The organism is Cupriavidus sp. HE11, from assembly GCF_056097175.1.
Map to the genome: position 1 here is coordinate 60608 of NZ_CP184467.1, position 26182 is coordinate 86789.

Genomic DNA, 26182 nt, shown 5'->3' on the forward strand with positions numbered 1-26182 from the left:
GCGCCCCACGCTCGGCGCATCCACAGTGTAGGGTACAGGAGGCCGGCGCGGCCGGCCATCCGCTTATGCCGGGGCGAAGTCATCCGTTGCCGGGCGGACCACGCGAGCCGCCTTGGCCGTGGCCAGCTCAGCCAGTGCGCCATCCACGGCGTGGCGCTCGGCCTGAAGCCGCGTGCGTTGCGGCGCCGGGCGCTCCCCTGCGAGCTGCCAGTCGAGCACAGCCCGGCGCTGCGTCAGCCACTCTGCATTCCGGTGACGCGGGCTGAAGAAGCCCACTTCCGCCCCTCGGTGCACCGCGATCGCCCGCACGTCAAAGTCGGCCGTCAACGTGTCCAGCGCGGCCTTGGCCTCCGGTGTGAACCGGGCAGGGAAACGCCCCGTGACATGGTCATAGGGCCCCAGTTCCACACCGAGTGAGCGCAGGAGATCCGCATTCGATTCGTCGGCCCCTATCGCACCATAGAAAGTCTGACTGGGCACCCATGCCGAAGCGACCGTTTGCGTGGCATGCGGGGGCACTGTTCCCGGTACCGGGCTCGCTCCCGCCGGCGGTACCGCCTCGGGCGTGGAACGCAGAGTCCGCACGTACCGCTGGCTGTCGCGCAGCAGGCGGCACAGCTTCGCGTCGCTGACATCGGACTTGATGAAGCCGATGCGGCTCAGGAACACACGCATGCCGTCCCACACGCAACGCATGACCCCGTGGTCATAGATGTTGTCCTCGGCCATGTGCGCAATGATCTCGCTGGCGCGCCGATGCGTGGCGAGGCCCGGCTGCTCCGCGTCCACTATTTCCGCGTAGCGGACGATGAGCGCGTTGCCGTTGCGCTCGGCCTCAGCGACCATGGCGACCACTTCCTGAAAGCGCACCGCGCCCAGCATCCGCTCGATACCAAAGTGACCGACCAACTCGTGGCGCGCCGTTTTCACCGCCGCCTCGATGCTGTCGTGATAGTCGGCGATCAGCCCCACACGGTTGCGCCTCGGGTCCCAGTAACCGCGCACGCCAGAATTGGCGTCCCGCCGTGCCTTCGATTGCACATAGGGGGGCACATCGTGGAACGTTGGGTACACGTCGACATGATGCGCAAAATCATCTGCTGCCAGTGCCTGCCGAATGGCCTCCGCAGTGGGCGTGACGGCGGTCGGAGGCGCACCTTCGTCTGCAAGGGCCGCTACCGGCTCGGCCGGCGGTGCTTCGTAGACCAGCTCCGCATCGGCCGGCACGCGCACGATTACCGGCACCTGTGCGTCGCCGCGCAGGCGGGCCGCGCTCAGGCGATGGCCTCCGTCGATGATGTGCAGCATGCCACTGCGTCGCCCGATCACGGCGATCACCGGTGGGACATTCGACGCCGGCTGCGAAGCATAGGCGTAGGCGCGCGCGAGGTCGACCGTACCGTCGTATCGCTCGCCCGCGTCGTTCGCCACAAAGGCGCTGGTCGGCACCCACCCGTACAGGGTGCGCTTGGCCTCGGCGAAGCGCGGATCAAAGTGCAGCGCGGGATCCACGCCATGCGGCTTGCCGGTCTTGCCGGCGACCATGGCCACGGCCTGTGCTTCGGTGATCGGCTGCAGCGCGGCCAGCGCCGTGCGCGGCAGTGCCACCTGCAAGGTCTTGCGTACGCTCGTCCCTGCGTCACGCCGGTACCGCAGGTCATCGGTGGATCGGGAGTAGGTCCCGATATTGCCAATTGCCGACTTGATCTGGTTGGCCTCGAACACGACGAAGTTGGTCCCGCCCTCGCCGTTGTAGAAGATCACCCCATCGTGGCCGGCGCGACGGGCCCGGCGCAGCGTGCGGGCCGTTGCCTCCGGATCGCTCAGCGTCGCGTAAAGCGCACCATATTCGTGGAACGGGCGCTCCATCCTCAGCCAAACAGGCAGGACGTTGGCGCCGCTGTCGTCGGCGGTGACGGCCTGCGCATCGGCGGCGGCCATGTTGGCGCGTGCAGGATTCCCGGAAAACCAGAAGCCCAACTTGGCATCACTGGTCTCTGTCACTTCGCCCAACCGGCGCGGGTCAAAGGCTGTGATGTCCGCCGCCGAACCGTGAAAAACCGGCAGGGGCGCGCCGTGCTCGTCCACGATTTCACTCGAACCCAGCCACGTCTCAAGCGCGCGGCCCCGCCAATGCGCTTCGGCATCGAGATGCGAGTCCTGCGCAGCCCGGGCCATCACCGGATGGCCCAGCCCATTCACTGTACCGCCAGTCGGCGCAAAGCCCAGCGACTGGTAGAAGCCGCAGAGGCGGTCCAGACGCGTCCTGTTGTCCAGCGGCGAGGCATCCAGCGTGACCGGGATGCCGGCGGCGTCCGCCTGCTGCAGCACCTCCTGCATCGCGCGGCGCGCGTGTCCGTTGCCGCGCTGGCTGCGCGGCGTGCGCAGCGCGTACACCTTGAGGGTCAGCGCGTCGCCGTCGCGGCGCATCCCGTAGCTGACGGTGGTGCGCCCGATGCGCACCTCGCGCAGGGTGCTGAAGACGTCGTCGGGGATCGCCAGATCCAGTGCGGGTACCTCCGCGTCGAGCGTCGTACTGGCATCGCGTCGGAAGCGCAGCGCCAGTTGCTCGGCACCCATCAGCTCGCCCGTGATGGCGTTGCGGATCTGTGCGGCATCGAACGCAATGTAGGTCGTGGACAACGGCTCGGCCACGTCGCCGCGACCCCTGTCGCGCACGCGCCGCACGATCACGCCGTCGTAACGGCCGGAGGCCTTGGCCAGCGCCGCCAGCTCGTTGATATCGATGGTGCGACCCTTGTAGGGGATGTCACTCCAGCCATTGCCCTTGGCCGATAGTTTCAGGGGCTTGCGCAGCTGCAGGTGTGCCGGGACAACGTTACCGCCCTCACGGTACGCCACCGAATGATCCCCCTGCCACTCGACCGTGTAGCTGCTCGCAATCTCCGGGCTTTCCGAAAAAAAGAACGTCCCCTGCGGCGCCCCGGTGTTGGACTGGGTACCACTGCGCAACGGGTCAAAGCGTGCGAACGATTCCGACGTGCCGTGGTACAGGATCCGGGGCCGGCCCTCGGCATCCGTGGCGGCGCTGCCCTTGATCCAGTCGTCGAAGCCTGCCGTCCCGGCCGCATACGTCGCGGTGGGATGCGGCGCGAGCGGCCGCACCGAGACCTGTGTCGAGGTGAAGGCGATGTACTCGGTCGGCGTGTCGGGCACGCGCACAATCAGCCCGTCGTAGCCGCGCCGCACCAGTTCGTCCTGCAGGACGCTGCCGATCTCGCCGCGCAGTTGCAGCGTGCGCAGCGCGCTGGCCAGCGCATCACCTTCCAGCAGATGCTTGGCCAAGGTGTCGCTGGTGGGCTCCTCCATCGCCTCCGGCGCCTCGAACACGAAGGGATGCTGCATGCGCACCTCGGCGGCATAGACCACCGGCGCGCCGGTGCCGCTGGCGTCCTCGGCATACTCGCGCGCCGTCGCTTCCTCATCGGTCAGGTAGATGCCGGCTCCGTAGAAGCCCCGGGCTGACGGCGCGATGTGCGTGAAGCGCGCACGCGACCCGTCGTAGAGCTGGTGCACGGTGCCGGCGTCCGATGCGGCGCCCGCTTCCCGGCCGGTCGCCGGCAATGGTCGCACACGGGTGCGCGCAAAGCGGATGTCGGGATCCGCAAGACTGAAATCCCCGCGATTGCTGAGTGCGCTCTTGATCTGATTGGCCCGGAACACCACGATCTCGCGCCCCCCATCGACGAGGATGCCGTCATAGCCGGCCGCCTCGACCAGATCCCGCACGCTGTCACCGGGATAGGGGTCCACCAGCATCGCCTGCACGCCCTCGATCGTGAACAGGTCTTCCGAACGGATGGGGTTCTGCATGGAGACGTAGAGGGGCATGACCACCGCCCCGGTGCCGTCGGTCTCGCCTTCGCGCTGCGCAAAGACGGAGGCCAGTGCCGCGTCATTAGTCAGGTAGAAGCCGTCGCCAAAGTCTCCGATGCGGCTGAGCTCGTCCACGCCCGTCCCGATGTGGTCCTCTGAGAAAACGCTGAAATCCGATTGAGCCCCGTGAAAAAGTACCTGCGGCCTGCCCGATTCGTCCACGAAAATACTGTCCCGGTACCACGCGCGAAATGGCGCGCTCTCGGTGTCGACCGGCGCAAAGGTTTCAAGGCCCGGCACACGTTGCACGTGCGCGGCCGCCACGTCGGGATCGAAGATGCTCATGATCTGTTCGGGATGGAAGACAACAAACTCGCGATTGGGGCCCACACGGGCAATCACGCCATCGTGGTCGCCGGCGCGCGCCCGCGCGATATCGGCGGGCTTGGGGTAGCCATCGATGTGCAAAGGGTGCGCCATGCGCAGATACGACGCGTAGATCGTCGACAGCGGCAGCCCGTCGCGCGGTGTGACACCAAACGCCTGCTCGGCTACGTTGGCGAGCTCGACTTCGTGGGTGCGCGCGTACGTGTCGGCGATGTCGGGGTTGTCGGAGAAGTAGAACCCGCCCAGCGCGTGTTCCGCACTGGCGGCACCGGTGTTGCGGCCTTCGTAGGCCCGCTCGAAGCGTGCAAAGTGCCCAGCGGGTGAGCCGTGAAAGACGCGCAGCGGACGGCCATCCGGCTCGCGCAGCAAGGTGACAGGTCCCATCGTGCCGGTCACGGGGCGAACTCCGCCGGGCTTGCTTTGGCCGCCGGTCGCGGTTGCCGCGAGGCTGGCGTATAGGCGATGTGCTGGCCGAGGGCGATCGGATCGAACACGCTCAGGATCTGTTCAGGCCGCAGGGCCACCCACAGACCCTGCAGCACGCCGTGTTCGTCGAACGGGAAGTACAGCCCGTCGTGGCCGCCTCGGCGCGCCTGTTCGAACAGCGCGGCGCGCTCCTTGCTGTCAAAGAGTCGCGTGCCGCCCATGCGTCTTATCCCTTCGTACGGCCACTGGACATCCGTCGGCCCGACCACCAGCGGATTCTTGATCGCCAAAAACACAGGGCGGAGGTTATGGCCCCAGCCTTCGTCTCCCCATGTGGCAGCGGCGGCCTTGGCCGCGACGTCGGCGTCCATCCCTTCCGTGGGATTCTCGGCAAAGAAGAACCCTTCCTTGTCGATCCGGAAGGTCTTCCCGGCATGCGCGGCGTCGAACTGGTCGAACGTCCCCGCTGTGCCGTGGTACGTGACCAGCGGCGACCCGTCGGCATGCATGACGCGAGAGCCCGAGAAAAACGCGGCAAACGCGGGAAGCGTCATGGCGGCCGGACGGTTCCAGTCCGCGACGGTGGCGGCATGGGCGGCCCGTGCTTCGGCCTCCACCTCGCGCACCGTGCGGACCTGTTCCGGTTCGAACACGATCAGGTCGACGGCGGTCTCGCGTAACGCCCGCATGTCCGGGTCGATCGCATCGGCCGCATCGTCCAGCACGAGGATACTGTCATGCCCCTTGTGTCGCAGCCCGTCGAGGTAGTCCGGTCGCGCCAGACCGTGTGCATGCAGCGACTGCCAGACGATGTACGGATTTCGCATGGCCAGATACATGGGCTCGGCGCTCGCCGCCACGCCAGCGGCGCCGTCTTTGTCCACGCTGAAGTGCAACGGCGCGGCCGGGTGTGGCGCCGCAGACGCGGCCGGGTACGTGGGCGGCGCCGATGGTGCCACTGCACGCGGATAGACCGGCAGTGGTGCGCCAGCGGCATCAAGCAACCGGGATTGGGACATCCAGCGTGCAAAGGGCATCGGGCGCTCGGGGAAATCAGGGTGCGACATCAGGGTTCGAGACTGTCGTCCCGCACGGCCTTCACGGGACCGGACGGCTGGGACGGGGTTGCAGGGGCCACCACCATGACACGACCGGCGTCGCGCGCATAGTCATGGGGAGCAACATGGGGGCCGTCATACACAGGCCCGGCCGCGTCGGCGCGGCGGACCTGCTCGGGCGCAAACGCACAGGCTTCGCAGCCGTTGGCATAGGGCTTGAGAATGCCGTCATGGCCCGCACGACGCGCCTCGGCATTCACCTCGGTCGGCCAGCGATGATCGTCCTCGGGCTGCCATAGGTAGGGATTCTGGATCGCCGCGAAGACGGGGCGCACGTGACAGGTTTCGCCAATCTGGCGCGGGGCCCAGAGCGCGGCCTCGTCCGGGTCGCTGCTCAGGTAGATACCCTCCCCCAGCCCGCCTGTGAGGCTTGGCTCGATCGTGCCGCCGTCCGGCGCCGTGGCGACGTACATTAGCTGTGGCTGTCCCTCCGGGGTCACGATGGCGCTACGGTCGAACCAGCGTCGAAAGAGCGTCGAGCCGATGCCGTCATGGGACGTCGCCGACGGTGTGGCCGGCGCGACCGGCACGACCGGTGCGGCGGGTAGTGTCGCGGCGGTATCCCGCGCGAAACGGATATCAGGATGGTTCATGTCAAAGGTCCCTGTGTTCCAGATGCTCTTGATCTGCTCAGGCGCAAACACGACCCACTGGTCGCCGACTCCGCCCACATCGAAGTGATTGCGCATCACGACGCCGTCATGGCCGCCGGCAATTGCCCGGGCGATCACTTCCTTGCGGCCATGTTTGCCGCCTGCGAAGTCATGCACCAGTGGGTTGACCAGCCGCAGATGCACGGCCATCACGCTGCCGATGTCGGGCGCGGGAAAACGCTCGTGACAGCCGGCGTACTGGGCGGCCACCGCCGGATCGGTGGTAAAGAAAAACCCCGGGTCGGGGGACTCCGAACGTCCACGGCCGGCCTCGAAGCGACTGAACGATTCGCGGGTACCGTGGAAAAACACCATCGGTGCACCGCTCGCATCGATGGCGCAGGATCCTTGCATCCAAGCGGCAAATGCCGCGCTGTCGCGATGCGCAGTGGGCGCCGCCGTGTTGGCGGCGCTGGCTTCCCAGCGGGCGTACTGGATCCGGCCCAGCTCCTTGGCCAGCGTCGCCATCGATGCCGGGTCGGCCCGCAGCGCCTCCACCCCGGGGTGCAGCGGCGCGGGCCAGTCGGTGGCCGCGCGCCAGTCGGCCGACGCGGTTTCCCAGTTGAGCTCGGGGGTGAATTCGTGGTCGACGATGGCCAGATAGTTGTGGTAGCGGAAGCCCGGTGCCTCGAAGACCAGCAGCGGCACGAGCTCGACATGGCCGTCGTAGCCGGCCTCTTCCATGACCTCGCGCCGCACCGCGCGCGCGGGGTCTTCGCCCGGATCGATGGCCCCGCCCCATGTGCCATAGGTGCCGGGTTCCAGCACCTCGTCCGAGCGCTCCGGCATCAGCAGGCGACCGGTGTCGCGCGCCATGATGATCGCGCCGGCGCCGGCGCGGCCCCAGAACCCGGTTTTCTCCAGCTGCGCGGCGTGGTCCGCATCCGGATCGGCGTGCAGATCGGCGTGCTGATCGGCCTCGGGATCCCCGAGCGCTCCGGCATCGGCAGGATCCGCGCGGCCAGCGTCTCGTAATGCGCCGTCTTTCCGGTGCTGGCGCACGGCAGCCTCGGCTTCCACAACGCCATGGCGCTGCAGTACACCGCGTGCGAGCGGCGAGCGCCCCGGCACGGTGATCGCATCCTTGTCCATGTTGGTCTTCTCAGTGCGCCGGCCAGCGCGCGTCGATCTGCGCGAGCCATGAGGACGCGCCACGCGCGACCAGCGTATCGGGGTCTGCAACGCCGGCGAGATACTGTCGCGGCCACCACGCCGGCAGGTGCGGCTCCAAGGCATACCAGCCGCGAGCCTTGCCCTCGAATTTGGAGGGCGAAAGGTGGTTCACCACCCGGCGCAGCTGGCCCCGGCGCAGCACCGTAATCACCGGCGAGTGCACCGTCTGGTGGCAGGTCTCGCCCTCGGGCAGCGCCTCGTTCCAGAGCACTTCGACCACGGGGCAAGCCGTGTCCGGGCGATCGAAGCTGTTCGCCTCGGCAAAGTCGCGCCCCTCGCGCAGCATCAGCGCCCGCGCTTCGCTTTCGTTGGCGACGCGCACGGCGGGCGCTTCGCCGACCCAGACGTGCCAGACTTCATTCAGGGCGATCACTTCCCGTTTCTTTGCCATGGTCAGCTCCTATTTTTCTTGCGGAATCGCAATGACGTTGCGCAGCGCGGCATCCACGCCGCCGCTGTCGCGAAAGGCCTGCCACATCTGGTAGTGGGCCTCGCAGTAATGCAGTTCGTGACCAATCTCGTGCGCGTGGTCCTCGCACATGGGGCGGTCGCAGGTCTTGCCCTCGCCCACCGGGTAGTCGCACAGGAAGCCACTGACGGCGGCACAGTCGGCGCAGTGCTCGCCGAGCTGTCCACACACCATCATCGTCTGCCCGACCGAGCGGCTTTTGGCCTCGCAGAATTCTTCCCACGAGCGCAGGTATCCCATGCGGACCCACAGGTCGTATTCGGCACGGGTCGGGGGTTTCACCTTGTGCTGGTAGCAGGCCATGGGGCTCCTCTTCCTTCAGGTTTTAAAGCGATTCATGGCTCGCAGCTGTCGCGATCGGCGCGCCTACGCGGCAGAACGGCCACGTGTTGCTTATCCGCAAGATCGGCCGCGATATGGTTTCCCGCCACGTTATGGTTGAAAGCCAAGGGAGGCATTTCCGGCGGCAATCGCTTTGTCACGTCGCGAGCAAAACGGATGTCGACGTTGTCCGGGTCGTAGGTCCCGACATTGCCGATGGCCGACTTGATCTGCTCGGGGCGCCATGCGACCACATGCAGGATCTTGCCGTCGCGATGGGTCCACACCACGCCGTCATGGTCGCCCGCCTCTGCGAGCGCGCGCACGGCGCGCCCGCCGGCGGCGGTCACACCGATGCCCTTGTGCAGGTCCCGGATCGTGCGGCCGTCCGGCAGCTGCCCATGGCAGATCACGAAGGGGTTTTTGAGGGACACGTAGACCGGCTGGACGTTGGGCGTATCGCCCTGCCCGTATTGGTCATTGAGCGCGTAGCTGCTGGCCTCTTCCGGGTTGTAGGTGAAATAGAAGCCCGGGCCCAAGAGGCCGTCATCGCTCGCGCCGAACGTCTGGGTGTCGTACGCGGAAAAATCCGATTTCGTGCCGTGGAAAAGTACCAGCGGCACGCCCGCGTCATCGACGATCTTGCTGTCACGCGCCCACGCATCAAACGCGTCACCTCGTAACGCGCCCTCTTTCCGATACTGGCGTATGGCACTCTGCGCCCCCTGCCCTGCGGTCGCGGCAGCGGTGCCGGCCGGCACGGTGGGAACGGTCAGCGCGGGCAGCGTGCGCTGCGCGTGGCGCGCAAAACGGATGTCGTCGTCGGCCCGCGAGAACGTGCCATGGTTGTACACGCTCTTGATGTTCACGGGATCGAACACCACGAACACGTCCGCCGCTTCGGCCGTCTCGGTCGAGGCGAAGTCCCGCACGTTGCGCACGATCACGCCGTCGCGCCCCTCGGCCAAGCCCTGCGCGATCGCCCGCGCGGTCACCTGATCCTTGTAGTAGAGCTGGCCACGGGCGTCCACTTCCAGCGGATCCTGCAGCGAAAGATAGGCCGCGACGACATTGGCCCCGGCGCTCGGCTCCGCGAACGTATGCATCGCGTGCGCGAACGCCTGCCGGCGCGCGGCTACCGCATCATGCGCGGCTTTCACCTCGATGTAGCGCGGCGAGCCGACCCCATCGTCCAGTGCGCTCTTGGCCCAGCGCTGGCGCGAGACGTCCTCCTCGGCAATCAGGTCCATGAATGCGGGATTGTTCTTGAGGCGCACTGCGTAGCCACTGGCCACGCGCGCGCTCGACGTGAAGAAGGCCGCGTCGGCAAAGCGGTCGCCGAACTCGCCCGCCCGCGTCATGTCGAAGCGGCCAAAGTCCGCCGCCCGGCCGTGGTAGACCACCTGCGGCAGCCCGTCCCGCACCACCCGGCTCGCGCCGAACCAGTCGCGAAACCACGCATTGTCGGTCACCGCCGGGGCGGCGGCTGGGGGGAGTGCCGGTGCGGCGGCTGGGGGGAGCGCCGGTGCGGTAGCGAGGGCGGGAGCGGGCGCGGGGGGGAGCGCCTGCGCCGTGCGGGCGAAGCGGATGTCGTCGCTGGCCGGATCGAAGGTCCCGACGTTGTGCACCGCCTTGATCTGCGCCGGGTGGAAGGCCACCACCTCGTAGTGGGGCGCCACCTCCGGGTCGGCGTAGGCATTGGCCACCACGACGCCATCAAAACCGGCCGCTTCCAGCTCGGCGCGAATCGCCCGCGCTTCCTCGGGCGTGGTGGCGGCGGCGCGCTGCGCCGGCCACAGATAGGGCCGCTGGATGGCAAGGTAGACCGGCATCACGCGCGGCGGGCCGGACATCACCTGTCCCTGCAGGTCCTCGTACTGCGCATAGGCGCTGGCCGTCTGCGGGTCGGCGGTGAAGTAGATACCCTGTCCATACCAGCCCGCATCCTTCTCGGTGGCGCGGTTGCCCGCGAACGCGGTGAAATCCGCCGTGGTGCCGTGGAACATCGGGCGGGGCGTGCCATCGGCGCGCCGGATCGTACTGGCCCTGAACCAAGCGTCAAAGGCCGCCGCACGCTGGGCCGCCGGCACCGCGATGCCGTGGCGCGCGAGCGCCCCGGTACCGATCGCCGGCGGCAAGGTGAACGGCGTTGGGGCGACCGGTGCAGGCCGGGTGTTGGTCGGGGCATCCGCCACTGTCTGGGGCACCGTCTGGGGCAGCGTCAGCGCCTCATCGCGCCGAAACCGTATGTCCGGGTTGGCCGCGTCGTAGGTCCCGACATTGAACACGCTCTTGATCTGGTGCGCATCGAACGCCACGATCTGCGTGGCGCCGTTCCAGCCCCGCCGGCGCAGGTCGGCGTGATCGCTGAAGATCGCGCCGTCGTAGCCGAGCGCCCGGTAGTGCGCGACCCAGTGCGTGCTGCCCGCATGCTCGATCTGCGCGGCGTTCAGGTACACCGGGTTGCGAATGGCGAGGTAGACCGGCAGCACCCGCCCCCCTTCGCGCTGGCCGATATCGCGGATAAAACTGTAGCCGGGATCGGGCGTGAAGTAGTGCCCGTCGCCGGACGCTCGCAGCTCGGACGATTGGGTGAGCGTGCGGCCCAGCAGCCGGCGCAGGTCCGTGAGGCGACGCTCGGTGTCGTCGCCCGGGTCGCGGGCGGGATCACCGGCCGATCCCATCGGATTGGCCTGCCGCCGGTACGCCGCCATGGCGTCGGCTTCGCGCGCGCGCATCGCCAGTGCCGCCTCGGCGCCCAGCTGCACGGCGTCGGTGAGCGCCCCGTAGTGAAAGCCTGCCGGGCGACGTGACCAGTCGCCGTCGACATCGACGCTGTCCACCCGCGCAATCTCCTCGCCATCGAGCCGGTACACCGTCACCGGGGCGTGGGCCACGAAGGTACTGAAATCGGCCGTGGTCCCGTGCAGACACACCAGCGGTGCGCCATCGGCAATGATCTTCGAGCCGCTGAACCACGCCTCAAAGGCAGCGGTGCCGGGCCCGGTGACAGGCGCGGGATCGTGCGCGCCGGACGCGGCAGCGGCGACGTCAGTGGGAACGTCGGCGGCGACGTCAGCGGGGAGATCAGCAGGGAGAGCGGCAGCGGCCATGCCGGAAAGGACGTCGACAGACGCCCCGGGGGAATCAGGATGGTGCGATTTTATCGGGACTTCCCACAATCATGGGACATTGCAGCCTAAAAACAGAGGTTTCGGTGCATGGACACACTGGAAAAACATTTATTTCTTGTGATCCATGACAGGCTGACGATTAATTGCATTTATGGGCGCGGGGCGTCACCACGCCCGCCCGCACGGTAGGCACCGGCAACCTCATCACAGCACCCAACAAAAAAGGCCCGGTCAGGGCCGGGCCTTGGGCTGGCAGCGTCGGGATGGTCAGCGGGCGCTGCCCGGCGTCCCGGCAGGCAGCCACGCCTGCACGCGGCGCACCCGCGCGGTGATCGCGCCGCCCACCCCGCCGAGGCCGATCCCGACGGTCAGCATCAGCGCGCCCACGGCCAGTGCGATGCGCCCCCGCTGCTGCGCACGGGTGTGCGCGGCGGCGGTCTCGGCCACATAGGTCTTGGCCGCCACGCTCTGCGCCGCGCCAAAGGCCGAGCGCTCCATCACGTAGCGGATCGCCGGGTCGGCAGGGATGGCGGCAGACTCGGCCGGCAGGCTCGCCAGCCGCTCGCGCAGGCTCGCCAGATAGGCCGCGTCACGCGCCTTGGTGGTGTCATTGCGCGGGCGCTGCAGCTGCCACTGGTCACGCTGCGCCATCAGGTACGCAATGGCGTGCGGCTGCTCACTGCCGGCTTCCACCATGGCTGGCTCGAACGAACCGGACCGGATCGCAGACACGACGTTGCCCCCGGAGCCCAGCCCGGCATTGCCGGTCATCGCCTCGATCATGAGGGGCGCGCCCCACGCCCCCATCGTCAGGGCGAGGCCCGTCAACAAGGAAGCCAGAGCCGAATCGTTCCGGGCACCATGGCCCTGTGCGTGATCGGCGTCAGCGACACGACCAAACACCAGCGTGTACATCCCCCGGATCAGCGCGGCAGCGGCTGTCACGCCCATCCCATAGCGCAGGACGGTACTACCGAGCGAGACCAGCGTATCCATCCCCAGCGCCACGGTCGCACTCAGGTCCCCGCCCCCATAACGCAGCGCGTGCACGCCAGCGGGGATATCGACCGCTGTCAAGGCGCTGGGCAGCACGTGCCCCGCGCCCGCGATGCCATAGCAGCCGGCGGCCACGAGCGCGCCGCCCGCGAGAGCGGTCACCGCGCCGGCGATCAGGCAGCGTGCGCCACGCGTGCGCAGCTGCGCGAACGGTCCGGCCATATTGGCCGGCAGCGTCACCGAGCCCACACTCACCGCGCGCGGGGTGCCGGGTGTGGTAGCCGATGTGGTGCCCAGTGCGGTGCCTGTGAGGCCGTTGGGAAAGGCGGTGTCCGTCAAGCTTCGGAACATGACCCGTGGTGTGATGCGTGGTTTCAATTGGTCCGCCCCAGATTGGTCCGCCCCAGTGCACTGTCGATGCGCTCGACACGTCGTTGCATCGCCAGCCCGAACAGAAAGGTCACCAAGCCGAGGATCACGACCGGCATGCTCACCAGCTTGCCGATCATCCCCTGCTGCCGGGCCTTGGCGCGGTCTGCCTCGACCTCGCGATCCACGCTGCGCGCCCGGTCCGATGTGACGCGCTCCAATGCATACTTCTCCAGCACGTAGAGCACACGGGCATCGTAATGGTCAGGATGGACGCTGACGTCCTGCACCACATCCTTCATCAGGCCGCGCAGCGTCTTCTTCAGCGCCTCATACTCCTTGGATGTCATCGGGCTGTCGTTGGTCAACGCAAAATACGCGGACTGGGCCAGCACATACTTCGCTTCCGGGCTCTCCATGGGCTTGTCATCTTCCGTGCGCCACTTGGCCTCCAACAGATCGCCAGCCTGCATGTACTTGCGCAGCTTGTTCAATTTCCCCGGTTCATCGGCAACGCCCTCGGCAATCACCGCCGGAATATCGCCGCCGTCCAAGCGCCCGGGCGGACCGTCCGTGAAGGTACCCCGACCGATGAACCAGCTGCCGACGTAGGCCAGTGCACTCACGGCCATCACCACCATGCCGCGCGTCATCCAGCGCGCCGCGCGTGCCTGCAGCCCCGCGAAGGCCGGCTGCAGTGTCGCCGGCATCTGGATCGTGACCCGGACCGCCGCGACGGGTGCCGCCGGCGCGGCGTGCGCGCCGCCGCTTGCGGCCCTACCCAAGGGCGCTGCCATGGCCGCGCGCACGCGGCTGCCCATCAGCCCGGATTCGTCTTGCGTAGAGACCATGATCGTCAGGCCTTACCGTTCGCGCGCGTGAGCTTGGCTTGCAGATCCCCGCGCATCGCCAGCAGTTCGGTCTCGACCTTCTGGTTGGACTTGGCCCCGTCCTGCTGGATACGGATCACATCCTGCACCGTGTTGATCAGTTCCTGCTGCACGGCCTTGAGCGTGTCGATGTCGATCACGTTACGCTGGTTGGACTGGGCCGTCGCGACGGCATTCTGGTGCAGCAGCCTCGCGTTGCGGCGCATGAATTCGTTGGTCGCATCGTCGATGTTCTGGGCGAGCTCGACCGCGTTCTCCTGCTCGTTCAGACTGAGCCCCAGCACGAAATCGCGCTTCCATGCGGGAATCGTGATGGTGCGGATCGTATCGAATTTTTCGACGAGGGTCTGGTTGTTCTGCTGCAGGACCCGGATGAAGGGCAGGCTCTGCAACGCCGCGTGCTGCAGCACCTGCAGGTTGGTCACGCGCCGGTCCAGATTGGCGACGATGCTGTCGAGGTCGGCGACCTGCTGCACGTCAGCAGGGCTCTGCGCCGCTGCGCTCTGCGCCGCTGCGCGCTGCGCGTCCGCCTGCGCACGGATCTCGTCGAGCCGGACCTTGCCGGCCGCGACATGCAGGCCCAGCAGCCGGTGCTCGGTCTGCACCGATTCGAACATCGTCTGCAACGTCCCGTTGCGCGAGACGAGCCCGTTACGCGTGGTCTCGACCTCGCTCACCAACGTCTCGATCTGCGTCTTCGCCGACTGGAAGCGGTCCTGCACGCTCACCGCGCGCCGGCGCATCCAGTCGATTGCGGGGCCCACGATAGGCAGGCGCGAGCGCCGGTCCGAGAGCGCGCCCATGTTCACGTCGCGGGCAATATTGACCACCGACGAGAGCTTCGCACCGGCCTCGTCAAGATCGCGGTTGTTCACCTGTCCGAGCAGGATGTCGGCGTAGCCCGACGCATGGCTGTCGATGGACTGGCCGAACTCGGCCACGCTCAGGGGGTTGCTGGCATCGATCTGCTGCGCGAGGGTCTGGATCTCGCCGAGGTCTTCCGGCTTCAGGCCCAGCTCGGCCAGCGCCTTGTCTTGGAGCACCGCCGGCAGGGTCGTCTGGGTCGTCATGATGGAGGTCTGCATGGTCCGATTCCGATTCCGATTCAGTTCAGGGCCGCCGGCGCCTTCACGCTGCGGTCGAGGCTATTGATGAGGTCGTCGTGGGCCTTGGTGGCGGCCGCAATCTTGTCGCTGTCGAGCTCGGCATTGTTCAGGAGCCCGACGACATTGCTGCGCCACACCGGCAGCAATACCGTGCAGGTTTCCGAGAAGCGATCGAGCATGCCGATCGCATTGCCCCGTGCGATGCCCAGCTGCACCACCTCGGCTTCGCTGGACTGCAGCAGCATGGCCAGATTGGTCACACGCCGGGTGAATCGCTCGCGCGGGTTGTCGAACGCCAGCGCTTCGGTGGGTACGCCCGCCTGCGGATGCTCGGCGAGGAATTCCCGGCCGGCCTGCACACAGGTGCGCAGCTCCGCGATCTGGGCCGCGCTGGCGGCGATCGCCGCCTCGATCTCGCCAATCAGCGTGCGCACGTCCTCAGCCGTCTGCTGGGCGTTGCGCACCCGTTCTTCGAGATCCATGCGCGAGACCTGATACTGGACATTCGCCTCGATCTCGCGGCCCATCAGCTTCGAGAACCACGTCGACTTGCGCAGGATGCGCTGCGGATGCGCACCATTGAGCCCATCGATCACCGCGCTGATGTGCTGGTGCAGCACGGCAACCGGCGAATTCTCCAGCTTGGCCGACAGGACGGACAACACCGCTGCGCCGCCATCCTCGCCACCGTAGCTGCCGATGCGCGCGGTATCCACGAAGAGTGCCGGCAGCACCTCGGTCTTGAGTACGTGCAGGCGCGCCGGCACGACGGCGGTCGACGGGGGGGATTGGGGGGAATCGTTCACGGTCATGCGGAAAAAGGAAGGGACATCAGCCTATCGGCAGCGGACGCCGTCGCTTGACCACCCGAAAGGTGGGCATGCCACGCCGAACGCAGGTCGCTGGTGTCGGTTACCGGTTCATTGTGAAGCCAGCGCCGCAGCTGGCCCAGTTGCTCGCCAATGCCGCCCTGCACGGCCAGCACGCGCACGTGCGCCGGCAGCCCGGCGTCAAGCAGCGCCTTGCTCAACACGCGGCGATAGCGCGCGCCGCCCATCACCAGAATGTCGGTCGGTCGCACCCGCGCCATCTCTGCTGCGACGTCCTGCCCCAGCCGGTCGTCGGCGAGAAACGCCTCAGCGCGGGCATCGTCCATGCAGCGGTTGTAATCCGGGATCTGGATGTTGGGGGAGATCAGGCCGAATTGCGCCGACAGGATGCGCATGGGGAGTCGGTTGCCCAAGGCCGGCAGGCTGTTGCGCAGCACCCGATAGGCCGGGCCATCATAGCGATCGAGCGCACGCAGGGGCGTCGCATCGTGACGCTTGGTGTCGCTGCAGGCGATCAGCAGGTAGGGCTTGCGCACCGGCTGGGCGCGCAGTGCCCGGGCACGGTGCAGCTCGCTGCGCGACAGGCCGCGCAGCCGCGCAATCTCCTCGCGGTAGTACGCCGCATGTTCCGGGCGATCGCTCGCCCGTTCGCGCTGCGCATGCAGGGCCGCCAGACGTCGAAAACGCAGGGCCGACATCACCGCTTCGCGCGCCGACTCGCTCTCCCACGCCCCGGCAACAGCCCGGTCGTACCAGCGACTGAACGGGGCCAGCGGATCCACGCGGCTCAGCATGTCGCCCCCCGGCAGTCTTCGCACCATCCGGACGGATCCGACAGGTGGCGTTCTGCGGTCAAGCGCCGCCGATGATTGCAGATGGCACCATGCGTCTCGCACACGGTCGCCCATTTGCCGGCGCTTGCATCGAGCCCGGCCGGCTTCGCGGCGTAAAGGCTCACCAGCACGGCACCGGCCATGCGCTGCGTCACGCAGCCGGCCAGCCCGTTGAAGGCATATTCGGTGGAATTGTCGCGCATCGGAAGCGGTCTCGCGGAATGTCGTTAGGGACATTCTAGTATCGTAATGATACGTAGCGCAACAACTATTTGCACTCATTGAGTGGGGACCGGAAAGCACGCCAGTGGATCGCCTCACGAGACCTTCGGCAGGCCCTCGTTAAACGTCATCAGGTAGTCGTCGAACTGCTTGCCGGCACGCGGGTGGTCGGCGAAATAACGCAGGGCGAGCAGCACAAACGCGACCTGCTTGGTCACACTCTGCTTGTTGGTCATCATGCGCTTGACGCTGACTTCCGAGAGCCCCAAGGCATCGGCCATGGCCTGATAGTCCGCGAAGCCCAGCGCATCCTTGAGCGCGACCAGCTGCTCGACACTCAGGGCGCTGGTGCCGGCGGCCGGCGCTGCCTCTTTGTCTGCACCCTTGACGGGCTTGGCGGGCTTGGCGGGCTTGGCGGGCTTGGCTGGCGCAGCGGCCATGCCGGCCTCGCCGGCCGGCGAGATATCGCCGGCCGTGGGCGCTTTCGCGGCCCGGGCTGGCGATCGGTTGGTGGGCGCAGTCTTGACGGTCATAGTGGAATAAAAATTACGGATGATGGGCAAGCCCGAGGCTTGCGCGCAGGGTCTGGACCTGCGCGAGCAGATCGGCCCGCAGGGCTGCCTCGCTGCTCTGGAAGTTGACGCCCTCAGCCGAGCGGCGCAGATAGTGCTTGGGCAACGTGCCGGTGGCCGGGATGCCCAGCGCGAGCGCCACGACGAGCCCTGCGGTATCCACACCGGTCTGCCCGCCCGACAGGAAGCGCTCGAACGGGTGATGCAGGTGAACCGGGGCCAAGACGCCATACAGCCAGCGGTTGAGCGCCGCCTGCGTGATCCCGTGCTGCGCCAGCGTCTGCAGGCTGTTGCCCGCGATGTTCAGCACGTGGGCGCGGCGCTGCAGCGCCACGTAGCGGTACACGACGCGCGCGGTCAGGACCGGATCCGTGTCCAGCACCAGCGGCACGGCTTCGTAGCGCGGCGCGGCCAGCTTGCGGGTCAGCTTTTCACCGGCGGTCTGGAAATCCACGGCAAACGCCAGTGTGAGATCCGCCGTGTCGGCGTTGTGGCGCGTGCGCGGCGGATAGCTCGCCGACGCATGGGCGACGAGCGTGAGGCGTGCGCTGTCACGGTCGCGCTGGGCGACCGGGGACTCATTGGCGACTGGCGAAGGGTCAGCCGGCGGACCGGCATGCGTTGGCATCATGGCGTCAGGTTGACTGGTATCAGTATGATACTCGGCATGCGGGGCGACGCCAAGGCCGGAAGCCGCAATTTACCCACGGCGCGTACGCTGGCCGGCGGCCAGCCGTCGGGCGATCGAAAACAGCATGATCCGCTCGGCCGCATAGTCCGGCTCGTGCATGAACGCGGTCCAGTCGCCATGCGGGTAAGCGGGATGGAAGGCGGGCCAGTTGTTGCCGGTCGGCACCTTGACCTCGACGACGCGCCCGGCGCGCGCCCAGAGCAACCCCCAGCGCGTGGGCAACTCCTCGGGCACGATCAGTCCTTCCGGGCACAAGTAGAATCGGTAGGTCCCCAACCCGCCGGATTGCCGTTCCGGCTTGCGAAAGTCTGCACGGAAATCCGCCCGCGAGGTCTTGCATTCGACAATGGCCGAGGCGTTGGTGCGGTACCCGATCGCATCCATCTGCTCGCGACAGCCTGCAGCATGCAACTCGGTGGCGGTCACGCCGAAGCCCCGCCGGCGCAGCCAGCGCTCGGCCAGCTGCACGAGCGCCGCGTGCAGCGTGCGGCCGGTGAGTGTGGCGTCCATATCAGGGCTCGCCGCGCGCTTCCCGATCGCGCAGGCGCTGCGCCATCAGGTCGACCATGTTCAAGGTTTGCTGCACCCTCAACGCATCCTGCGCATCCACGCGTCCCAGCGAGACACTGCACAACAGGGATCGGGCACAGGCGCGGTCCACGGTGCGCAGGCCCTGCAGCGCCTCCCCGGTTGATTCTGCGCGGGCCATGCCGATGGCGCGCTGCAGGATCTCCCGCCGGGCGGCGGTATCGAAGGCGTCCTTGGGACCCATCGTCACCATGAGAGACAGCCCGAAGGCACTACCGGCGTGCCGCGCAGCCTCCTGCCAGCAATGGTCGGGCTGGCGTTCGCACGCCATGGTGGCCGCCATGTCCTGTCGGCGCTGGCTTTCGTACGCGGCAATAGCGTCTTGGGCGCGCCAGCGTGCGACGACAACTCCGGCGACCGCACTGCCTTCGCACAGCATGACAAGGGCCACCGCGAGCGTGGCCCAACGCAGGGGCCGCGACGACGGCTTGACCGTCGCGATCGGGCGCCACCAGCTGTACAGCAGGCTCGCCGCATTGAGGAGCATCCAGCCGGCCGTGCAGGCGAGCGCGACGTCGAACGACAAGCGTCCCCGCAGCAGCACGGTGGCCAAGATCGCCGCCACGTTCACGACAACCAGCAGCAACTCGAAGGCGCGGCGCGCCCGACTGCCCGCTCGCGCCGGTTCAGTGGAAGTATCGGACGGTTCCGTCGGCTTCTCAGTGCGCTCAGCAGGCGTCTCAGTGGGTGTATTGGACGCAACAGAGAGGGCGTGCGTATTGGGCTCAAGCGGGTGCAGAGTGGTCATCGTCAAGGTGTTGGGTGGCCCGTTCTGTCGGCAATGGTGATGGCGGTGCAAGCAAGTGCAGGCGTCATCGTGCCCATCTTCGTCAATCGGGGCCGATCATGCGCCCCGGGGGCGGGGCGCATCGGGGTGGGTCAGTGGGTGAATGGGTTGGTTCAATGGCGGCCGGTACCGATCAGCGGGCCAGTGGCCCGCGCAAAGCCGGTGGGTCGCTCGGCGCGGATCAGGCAGCTCTCGCCATGGGCATACCAGATGCCCTGCCCCCATTCGAGCAGGCGCAGATCCTCCTCCAGTGACCGATAGGTGTGGCTGCCCCATGCCAGCCCCAAGAAGGAAGGGGCGGCCGGCCACGGGCCGATGACGTGTCGGGCGTACTGGCACGACGTCTCGGCTTCCACACGGTGAAACAGGAACTGCCGGGCGTAGGCCGCCACGTCCGTGGCTTCGTGTATCACCTCGGGATCGCTGAAGGCGAGGTTGTGGCCAGCGGTCCGCAGCCGTTGCGGCAAGCCGGCCAGTCCCATCGCTTCGCCGGCGTAGCGCCCGGCGATTTCGTTGAACACGAGCAGGATGGGACCGAGACTGGCCCCGAGGTCTTGCGCGGCGATCGCGCGCAACACGCGGGCGGTGCGGGCGCGCCAGACCCGCAGCTCGGCGTGGCTGCGGTGGGGCACGCAGTGGCCGACGCCACCCCGGGCGAAGAGTTGAGTGACCACGTGCTCGTCGTCGGTGGACTCGCCCGTCGTGCTGTACGGCAGGCTGTGGCGCGCGGCCTGCTGGCGCAATGCCGCGCCGATCTGCGGGTGCACCTGACCATCGATCCAGAGCACGCCACCGCCTTGCGCGAGGGTCTGCTCGGCCAGCGCCGCCAGTGCCAGCGTACGACCCGAACGCACCGCGCCCAAGGTGCGCAGGCAGAACCGCTGCGGCAGCGCGATAGGTCGCCCCTCGGCCCGTCCCAGTCGCCAACCCGTGACGCCGTGGTCGCCGGGATCCCGCGTGTTGGCATCGGTATGACGGCGCGTTGCGTGTGGCCAGTCCATCGGTTGACCTCCCCTTACCAGATCCATGACAGATCGCATTGCAGGAATTCCCAGCGCGATCTAGCGCGCGAACATGCGGGTGGCGCTCGGGCTCACCGCCGTACGGCGTAACTCGTCGTAGCGTGCCTTGGTGTAAAGCGGCACCACACGGTTCACGCGTGTCACCGTCACGGCATCGCCCTCCCCCCGTCCATGGCCGAAGCCCAGCAGCCGCTGGCTGCCCAGCAGATCCACCAGATCGAGCGACGGCACGAAGATCTCGACGGCGACCTGCGGAATCGTCTCGTCCAGCAGTTCGACCGTATCGGTCAGCAGGGTGAGCCCGTCGCCAAAGCCCAGATAAGCGCTGTGCAGCGGCAGGTGCGCCAGCCACGGCGCTTCCTCCGCGTGCAGGGTCAGCATCCAGCCGGCCTCGTCCTTGGCGAGTGCGAACAGGTCCGACAGCGTCGGCAGCAGGCGCACGCCGGGAAACGGCTGCTCCATTTGTTGAATGCCGCTTTCGTCACATGAGTTCAACCACTTGAGGAAGTCGATGACTGCCACGAGGTCATTCGCATGCGGATTTAATGTTTTTTTCGTGTTCATGTGCGTAGGATAATCTGAAATCTATGTCTGGTGACTCTATAAAAGCGGATTCTTGTGTAGAATTTGCGACAACAATGAACCCGGAGTCTTCATGTCGGTCATCGACGAGCCCCTTTCCCTGCACATGTTGGACGGTGCAGCTGCCGAAACGGCGGCCAGCCTCCCGGCGCGCCATCTGGCGGCGGGCCTCGACAGCCAGCTCCTGACGGCGCCGGGCACCGCTTCCTTCGCGCGACGCGTGTGCGCGGTGCTCAAGATCACCTCCGCCCTGATGAACGCCGTGGTCGTCCACCCGGGCAGTGACAGCAGTGACGAGGAAATCGTGGCGGCCAGCCGCGACCTGATGCAAAAGGCGCAGGACATGGCCAACGCCATGATCCAGCTCGCGGAGCTGGACAAGCATCGCGGCACGGACGCCCACCTGATCCAGAGCCTGTGCGCCCAGTCCGCTGAAATCGTCGCCCTGAACTGGCGGCTGAGCCATGCCACCGGCAAGTGCGAGCTCTCCGTCCCCCTCATTACGGACATGATCCGGGGCGCGCTGGAAAAGGCCGAACTGCACCTGCCCGAGGCCGGCGCACACGCCCTCGACCAGCTCACCGCCCAGCGCGTGGCCCTGATCTCGGTCATTCCCGAACTGCACAGCGTGGTGGTCAACATGTACGACTACTTCGCGCCGGATCCCGAAACACTGGTGCAGGCCGCCGTGCAAGCCGTGCTCGACATCAGCGCCTACGGCATTGAGCGTCTGAATGCCGACATGCCCGACGAACAAGGGCGCGCGGCCGTGGCGCAGGCACTGGTCCCCCAGATGGGCGCGCTCTACATCCAGAACTATCGCTATCACGCGCGCAAGGATGTCGAAGAAATGCGCGGGCTGACTCGCGTCGAGCGCGCCCGCCGGCTGCACGAGTACCGCCTGACAGGCCTGCCCACCCAACACATCCACGACAGCTTCCGGCGCCTTGCCAAGCGGACCATCGACATGGTGTTCGAGGCGTTCCCCCGGATCCCGAGTCTCGACCTGTCCGCTGCGGCGGCCGGCGTGCCGCTTGGCGCCGAGAGCCAGTACTGAAAACCGACGCCATGAGCCTCCACCTGTTCGGCAAGATCCTGCGCGTACGCCAGCCCGACGAGTTCGCCAACGACGACAGCTATCTCACCATCCCGGCCCTCAACCAGATGGCGGGCGTTGCCCAGACCATCGGCAACAAGCTCACCAATGAGGCGCGCAACGCCCTGTTCTTCGATCGCCAGACCGATCCGGAGCTGCGCGCGGTCAAGGTCGAGCTGGGCCTGCAGCATCTGGAGATGGTGCGCAATGCAGAACCCGATCGCGACTACTTCCTTGGCGCCGCGCCCCCGGTCGCCAAGGCCTACGCGACGGCCGAGAACGACATGTGGCTCTCTCCGCCCGACACCCCTAACGCCTGACCATGACTGTCTACACCCCTGCGCCCACCAGCGCGGCGCGCGGCACCGATGCGCCGAACCCCTTCTGCAGCCAACGTGCCATCGCCCGCGTGCTCGCCACGAGCCTCGGCCCCGTGTTTCCGGCCACGCTGACGCTGCCGACGCCCGTGCGCGTCTGTGCCCCCCTGCCCTGCTGACTCGCAAGTGCCCTGCTCCTGAACCGCTGCTGACCCCGGACCCGCCTGCCATGACCGCCGAGACCGCCGAGACCGCCGAGACCGCCGAGACCTTCACCCGCACCTACAGCATTCCGGTCGACAACCTGCCGCGTGTGCGTGCCGTGATCGAGCGGATCAACAAGCGGGCCACCAAGCTCGGCATGAAAGCGGTCACGCTGCAGATCGGCGAAGCCAAGCTGGGCAACGCCACCCGCATCGCGCTCTCGGACGGCCGCTCGCAGGCCGACCGGGTTCAGACGCAGGTCGCCTCCGTGACGATCGCCGGCGAAAAGCCTGTCCTGCGCGGCTACGCCTTCATGGCGAAGCTCGATTTTTCGGCGGGCGCCACGCCGCTCGTGCTGGGCATGGACGAGATCCCCGCCGAATATCGCACCTGTAGCCCCGACTGCGACCACTGCAAGATGGCCCGCGAGCGGCATACCACGTTCGTGCTGCGCGACGTCGAAACCGGCACCTTCAAGCAGGTGGGTCGCTCCTGCCTCACGGATTTCTTCAATGGCGACGATCCGTTTGCCAACACCGCGTGGCTGCAGGCACTCTACGAAATCCATGACGACCTGACCGACTACGAGGAGTACTTCGGCGGCGATGCCGCTGCCGACCGCGTGCGCGTCGATCACGTCCTCGAAGCGGCCTGCGCGGAGGTCCGGGTGGGTGGCTACATCTCGAAGGAAACGGCCTACCTGACGCTGGTGCTCTCCACTGCCGATGCCGTGCGCGAGCACTTCATGCCGCGCCGTGGCCGCTCCGCACTGGCACAGGTGCAAGCCGGCGACCGCGAAAAAGCCCAGCAGGTTCGCAACTGGCTGACTTCACCCGAGGTCGATGCGCAGCGCACGCAGTCCACCTACCTGCACAACATCGCGACGCTCGGCGGCGGCGAGACGGTTTCGATGCGCTTTGTCGGCATGCTGGCCTCGGCCGTGGCCGCGTTCGACAACGCCGAGATGCAGCGTCTGATCGCCAACGATACCCGCGAAAGCCAGTTTGTCGGCGAGCCAGAGGGCAAGATCGAGCGCGCCATCACCATTCTTGGCCGCAAACATATCCCCGGCAACCAGTACGGGGACAAGATGCTCTACCGCATGCGCGACGACGATGGCAACGTCATGGTGTGGTTCTGTACCGGCGCCGACATCGGCATGCCGGGCGAGCGCCTGCACATTGCCGGTACCGTCAAGGAACACAGCGTCTACAACGGCGTTCGCCAGACCACGCTGCTGCGCGTGAGCGCCGCCGAGAACAAGCTCTATGACGCCATCGAAGAAGGTCGTCCGGCCAGTGCGATTCGCAAGCTCGCCGCACAGCCGATCGAGGTCGACCGCCTGCACCATGTCCATCGTCTGACTCCCCTGATGGCTGCCGCCCGCGTCGGTCGCACGGAGGTCGTGCAGACGCTGCTGGAAAGCGGCGCAGATCCCACGCGCACCGACAGGCAGGGTTACACCCCCGCACACTATGCCGCAGGGCTGGGCTACACCAACACCGTGGTGGCGCTGGAAGACGCCGGGGCCGATCTGGAAGCAATCGCGCACGATGGCAGCACGCCACTGTCACTCCTCGAAGCCGATCAGACGGCCCTGCTCGATGACGTGCGGCGGTTCCGCACAGACGAAGTGGACACCGACCAGCGGATCTGGCAACGCGACGCGGAATACCCGGTCAAAGGCCTGATGCCCAAGCAGGAAGCACTGGACTGGTTTGTCGAGGAATGCGAGCGCTACGCCGCTGAAGGCAAGGGCGATCTTCGCGCCGTGCTCGCGCACCAGCCCTACCGCTTCGATGTCGTGGTCGACATGGCATCGGGCAAGCCAACACTGCTCAATGGCCGCCAGACGGTGGCCTACACGATCAGCGAAGGCAAGAAGACGGTGACGGCCCTCGTGGGCCTCGCGCAACCCGCGCCCACCGTCGAGCCACACGCGGCCACGAGCCACACGCTCACGGCGCCATCTGTTTCGGACCAATAAGAACGAGATCCATGCATCCACGCATTCAATGGGGGCATCACGCCCAGTACAAGCAGCCTGTCTGCTCAGACTTTGCAACGCTGCTGAACCCGCATATCCAGATCACGGGCGGCACCGGCGCCGGCAAGACGCACCAGATCCGGGCAGCCATCCAGCAGGTCCTCGATACGGCTGGCGCAAACGCGCCGCGCATCCACGTCTTCGACATCCACGGGGACATCAATATCGAGGGCGCGAGCGAGATCAAGTTTTCCGAGCAGTCGGAGTATGGGCTCAACCCTCTGCGCATCGGATCGGATCCGGACTATGGCGGCCCGCGCAAGGCCATCAACGGCCTGCTGAAGACGCTCGACAAGGTCGGCTACAAGCTCGGCGACAAGCAGCGCGCCTGTCTGCGCAACATTCTCAACGATGTCTATGCCCTGCACGGCATCTACCAGCACGATCCGTCGACGTGGATTATCGACGAGTCCGCTTCGCGTTTGCTCGGCGGCGACGGCAACCGCTTCTACATCGAGCTGCCCTTCGAGGAGAAGGAAGAGGCCAAGGCTTTTTTTGACCGGAAGACCCAGCGGTGGCCCACTTGGGATCGCGCCATGGGCAGCTGGTGGCTCCCGGTCGAGCTGTACAAGGGGGGCATCACGCGTTGGCCCCCGAAATTCACCGGCCGCACCTGCCCGTCGCTCGAAGACGCCCTGCGCTTCGCCCGCCGCAAGTATCTGGAATCGTTCATCGGCGCTGACAAGGAAGCGATCTCGCTGCTGGAGAAAGTGAACGGCGCTGCGGCGAACCTGCGTCGCAAGACGCTGCAGGCCATCAAGGCGGGCAAGGCCGAGTTTAGCGACGAGGAAGCGGAAGCCGACCTCGAAAAGCTCAAGCAGCGCGCGATCGATGTCTACAAGGACGCCGTGATGAAAATCAAGTCGGGCGATGAGCTCGAAGACATCGGCAAATACGATTCCACCGACGTCCTCAAAGGCGTCATCGACCGGCTGGAAAATCTTGTCGGCATTGGCATCTTCAAGGCCAAGCGACCTGACTTCGATCCGAATGCCCGTGTATGGCGCTACAACCTGCGCCCGCTCGATCTCGAAGAGCGCAAGCTGTTCGTGCACTTCCTCCTACGCGATTTCTTTCTCAAGGCACTGGAGCGCGGGGAGACCAAGGAACTTGTTGAGTTTTTTGTTCTCGATGAAGCGCACGCGTTTGTCGATGACGAGGACGACAACATCCTGCTGACACTGGCGCGCGAGGTACGCAAGTTCGGCTCCGGCATGATCTGCGCCAGCCAGAGCCCGACCCACTTCCCGGATGACTTCAACGCCGCCATGGCCACCAAGGTCATGCTGCGGATTGACGACACGTTCTGGCCCATGGCATCGCGCAAGATGAACATCACGCCCGAGCAGCTGCGCGCTATCCAACCCAAAAAGACCGCCCTCATCCAGCGCAAGGAAACCGGCTCGGCCAAGGGCAGTGAATGGGCATCCGTCCTGCTGACCCAACAAAGCGAAGCCCGACGCATGGAAGCCGTGGACTGACACGGCGGACCGTCCGCCTCTCAAGAGCCGG

23 protein-coding genes are annotated in these 26182 nt (G+C 66.8%); 5 read left to right on the forward strand and 18 right to left on the reverse strand.

Annotation, left to right across the window (positions count from 1 at the left end; all coding sequences use genetic code 11):
• Positions 1 to 63: 63 nt before the first annotated feature.
• The 18 genes from ACOABP_RS31450 to ACOABP_RS31535 form a co-directional block, all read right to left on the reverse strand.
• Positions 64 to 4620, reverse strand: coding sequence for an ADP-ribosyltransferase-containing protein (locus ACOABP_RS31450; protein WP_474231742.1), 4557 nt, complete (start codon positions 4618 to 4620; stop codon positions 64 to 66).
• Positions 4617 to 5687 carry an ADP-ribosyltransferase-containing protein gene (locus ACOABP_RS31455; protein WP_474231743.1) on the reverse strand — a complete coding sequence of 357 codons (1071 nt, stop codon included), beginning with the start codon at positions 5685 to 5687 and terminating at the stop codon, positions 4617 to 4619. The genes ACOABP_RS31450 and ACOABP_RS31455 overlap by 4 nt, the downstream gene beginning before the upstream one ends.
• Before the next feature lie 29 nt (positions 5688 to 5716).
• Entirely contained in the window at positions 5717 to 7513 is a 1797-nt protein-coding gene (locus ACOABP_RS31460; protein ID WP_474231744.1) for an ADP-ribosyltransferase-containing protein, read from the reverse strand.
• Positions 7514 to 7523: 10 nt separating this feature from the next.
• Positions 7524 to 7985, reverse strand: coding sequence for a hypothetical protein (locus ACOABP_RS31465; RefSeq protein ID WP_474231745.1), 462 nt, complete (start codon positions 7983 to 7985; stop codon positions 7524 to 7526).
• A 9-nt stretch (positions 7986 to 7994) separates the two neighbouring features.
• A complete protein-coding gene (locus tag ACOABP_RS31470) occupies positions 7995 to 8366 on the reverse strand; it encodes a hypothetical protein (protein WP_474231746.1) in 372 nt (123 codons plus the stop codon).
• Positions 8367 to 8398: 32 nt separating this feature from the next.
• A complete protein-coding gene (locus tag ACOABP_RS31475) occupies positions 8399 to 11497 on the reverse strand; it encodes an ADP-ribosyltransferase-containing protein (protein WP_474231747.1) in 3099 nt (1032 codons plus the stop codon).
• 288 nt (positions 11498 to 11785) lie between these two features.
• A complete protein-coding gene (locus tag ACOABP_RS31480; RefSeq protein ID WP_474231748.1) occupies positions 11786 to 12853 on the reverse strand; it encodes a hypothetical protein in 1068 nt (355 codons plus the stop codon).
• A 35-nt stretch (positions 12854 to 12888) separates the two neighbouring features.
• Complete coding sequence (locus ACOABP_RS31485) at positions 12889 to 13734, reverse strand: hypothetical protein (protein ID WP_474231749.1); 846 nt, start codon at positions 13732 to 13734, stop codon at positions 12889 to 12891.
• A 5-nt stretch (positions 13735 to 13739) separates the two neighbouring features.
• Entirely contained in the window at positions 13740 to 14858 is a 1119-nt protein-coding gene (locus ACOABP_RS31490; protein WP_474231750.1) for a toxic anion resistance protein, read from the reverse strand.
• Between the two features lie 20 nt (positions 14859 to 14878).
• Entirely contained in the window at positions 14879 to 15685 is an 807-nt protein-coding gene (locus tag ACOABP_RS31495) for a hypothetical protein (RefSeq protein WP_474231751.1), read from the reverse strand.
• Between the two features lie 2 nt (positions 15686 to 15687).
• The gene (locus ACOABP_RS31500; RefSeq protein WP_474231752.1) at positions 15688 to 16503 is read right to left on the reverse strand and encodes a DUF6884 domain-containing protein; all 816 of its coding nucleotides are present in this window, start codon (positions 16501 to 16503) and stop codon (positions 15688 to 15690) included.
• Positions 16497 to 16745 carry a hypothetical protein gene (locus ACOABP_RS31505; RefSeq protein ID WP_474231753.1) on the reverse strand — a complete coding sequence of 83 codons (249 nt, stop codon included), beginning with the start codon at positions 16743 to 16745 and terminating at the stop codon, positions 16497 to 16499. Before ACOABP_RS31505 ends, ACOABP_RS31500 begins: the two co-directional genes overlap by 7 nt.
• 114 nt (positions 16746 to 16859) lie before the next feature.
• Positions 16860 to 17297, reverse strand: coding sequence for a hypothetical protein (locus ACOABP_RS31510; RefSeq protein ID WP_474231754.1), 438 nt, complete (start codon positions 17295 to 17297; stop codon positions 16860 to 16862).
• Positions 17298 to 17310: 13 nt separating this feature from the next.
• Complete coding sequence (locus tag ACOABP_RS31515) at positions 17311 to 17967, reverse strand: YpsA SLOG family protein (RefSeq protein ID WP_474231755.1); 657 nt, start codon at positions 17965 to 17967, stop codon at positions 17311 to 17313.
• A 69-nt stretch (positions 17968 to 18036) separates the two neighbouring features.
• A complete protein-coding gene (locus tag ACOABP_RS31520) occupies positions 18037 to 18537 on the reverse strand; it encodes a hypothetical protein (RefSeq protein WP_474231756.1) in 501 nt (166 codons plus the stop codon).
• Between the two features lies 1 nt (position 18538).
• Complete coding sequence (locus ACOABP_RS31525; protein ID WP_474231757.1) at positions 18539 to 19363, reverse strand: hypothetical protein; 825 nt, start codon at positions 19361 to 19363, stop codon at positions 18539 to 18541.
• Positions 19364 to 19515: 152 nt separating this feature from the next.
• Positions 19516 to 20403, reverse strand: coding sequence for a hypothetical protein (locus tag ACOABP_RS31530; protein ID WP_474231758.1), 888 nt, complete (start codon positions 20401 to 20403; stop codon positions 19516 to 19518).
• A gap of 60 nt (positions 20404 to 20463) precedes the next feature.
• On the reverse strand, positions 20464 to 20988 hold the full coding sequence (locus ACOABP_RS31535) for a hypothetical protein (RefSeq protein ID WP_474231759.1): 525 nt from the start codon (positions 20986 to 20988) through the stop codon (positions 20464 to 20466).
• Between the two features lie 91 nt (positions 20989 to 21079).
• On the opposite strand from ACOABP_RS31535, the gene ACOABP_RS31540 reads away from it, so the two are divergent.
• The 5 genes from ACOABP_RS31540 to ACOABP_RS31560 are packed head-to-tail and all read left to right on the forward strand — an operon-like array spanning position 21080 to position 26151.
• Positions 21080 to 22063 (forward strand): hypothetical protein, encoded by a 984-nt coding sequence (locus ACOABP_RS31540; RefSeq protein ID WP_474231760.1) that lies wholly within the window; start codon positions 21080 to 21082, stop codon positions 22061 to 22063.
• Positions 22064 to 22074: 11 nt separating this feature from the next.
• Positions 22075 to 22422 carry a hypothetical protein gene (locus ACOABP_RS31545; RefSeq protein WP_474231761.1) on the forward strand — a complete coding sequence of 116 codons (348 nt, stop codon included), beginning with the start codon at positions 22075 to 22077 and terminating at the stop codon, positions 22420 to 22422.
• A 2-nt stretch (positions 22423 to 22424) separates the two neighbouring features.
• Positions 22425 to 22598, forward strand: a complete 174-nt coding sequence (locus ACOABP_RS31550) for a hypothetical protein (RefSeq protein ID WP_474231762.1) — start codon at positions 22425 to 22427, stop codon at positions 22596 to 22598.
• A gap of 50 nt (positions 22599 to 22648) precedes the next feature.
• Positions 22649 to 24610: an ankyrin repeat domain-containing protein gene (locus ACOABP_RS31555; protein WP_474231763.1), complete on the forward strand. Its 1962-nt coding sequence runs from the start codon at positions 22649 to 22651 to the stop codon at positions 24608 to 24610.
• A gap of 11 nt (positions 24611 to 24621) precedes the next feature.
• Positions 24622 to 26151: a helicase HerA domain-containing protein gene (locus ACOABP_RS31560; RefSeq protein WP_474231764.1), complete on the forward strand. Its 1530-nt coding sequence runs from the start codon at positions 24622 to 24624 to the stop codon at positions 26149 to 26151.
• Positions 26152 to 26182 lie beyond the last annotated feature (31 nt).

Coding starts and splice junctions, on each gene's coding strand:
- ACOABP_RS31455 (WP_474231743.1), bottom strand. CDS start 5,687: ATGCCCTTTGCACGCTGGATGTCCCAATCCCGGTTGCTTGATGCCGCT.
- ACOABP_RS31555 (WP_474231763.1), top strand. CDS start 22,649: ATGACCGCCGAGACCGCCGAGACCGCCGAGACCGCCGAGACCTTCACC.
- ACOABP_RS31460 (WP_474231744.1), bottom strand. CDS start 7,513: ATGGACAAGGATGCGATCACCGTGCCGGGGCGCTCGCCGCTCGCACGC.
- ACOABP_RS31510 (WP_474231754.1), bottom strand. CDS start 17,297: ATGACCGTCAAGACTGCGCCCACCAACCGATCGCCAGCCCGGGCCGCG.
- ACOABP_RS31560 (WP_474231764.1), top strand. CDS start 24,622: ATGCATCCACGCATTCAATGGGGGCATCACGCCCAGTACAAGCAGCCT.
- ACOABP_RS31465 (WP_474231745.1), bottom strand. CDS start 7,985: ATGGCAAAGAAACGGGAAGTGATCGCCCTGAATGAAGTCTGGCACGTC.
- ACOABP_RS31520 (WP_474231756.1), bottom strand. CDS start 18,537: ATGGACGCCACACTCACCGGCCGCACGCTGCACGCGGCGCTCGTGCAG.
- ACOABP_RS31530 (WP_474231758.1), bottom strand. CDS start 20,403: ATGGACTGGCCACACGCAACGCGCCGTCATACCGATGCCAACACGCGG.
- ACOABP_RS31515 (WP_474231755.1), bottom strand. CDS start 17,967: ATGATGCCAACGCATGCCGGTCCGCCGGCTGACCCTTCGCCAGTCGCC.
- ACOABP_RS31470 (WP_474231746.1), bottom strand. CDS start 8,366: ATGGCCTGCTACCAGCACAAGGTGAAACCCCCGACCCGTGCCGAATAC.
- ACOABP_RS31550 (WP_474231762.1), top strand. CDS start 22,425: ATGACTGTCTACACCCCTGCGCCCACCAGCGCGGCGCGCGGCACCGAT.
- ACOABP_RS31490 (WP_474231750.1), bottom strand. CDS start 14,858: ATGCAGACCTCCATCATGACGACCCAGACGACCCTGCCGGCGGTGCTC.
- ACOABP_RS31475 (WP_474231747.1), bottom strand. CDS start 11,497: ATGGCCGCTGCCGCTCTCCCTGCTGATCTCCCCGCTGACGTCGCCGCC.
- ACOABP_RS31500 (WP_474231752.1), bottom strand. CDS start 16,503: ATGCTGAGCCGCGTGGATCCGCTGGCCCCGTTCAGTCGCTGGTACGAC.
- ACOABP_RS31540 (WP_474231760.1), top strand. CDS start 21,080: ATGTCGGTCATCGACGAGCCCCTTTCCCTGCACATGTTGGACGGTGCA.
- ACOABP_RS31525 (WP_474231757.1), bottom strand. CDS start 19,363: ATGACCACTCTGCACCCGCTTGAGCCCAATACGCACGCCCTCTCTGTT.
- ACOABP_RS31505 (WP_474231753.1), bottom strand. CDS start 16,745: ATGCGCGACAATTCCACCGAATATGCCTTCAACGGGCTGGCCGGCTGC.
- ACOABP_RS31545 (WP_474231761.1), top strand. CDS start 22,075: ATGAGCCTCCACCTGTTCGGCAAGATCCTGCGCGTACGCCAGCCCGAC.
- ACOABP_RS31535 (WP_474231759.1), bottom strand. CDS start 20,988: ATGAACACGAAAAAAACATTAAATCCGCATGCGAATGACCTCGTGGCA.
- ACOABP_RS31485 (WP_474231749.1), bottom strand. CDS start 13,734: ATGGTCTCTACGCAAGACGAATCCGGGCTGATGGGCAGCCGCGTGCGC.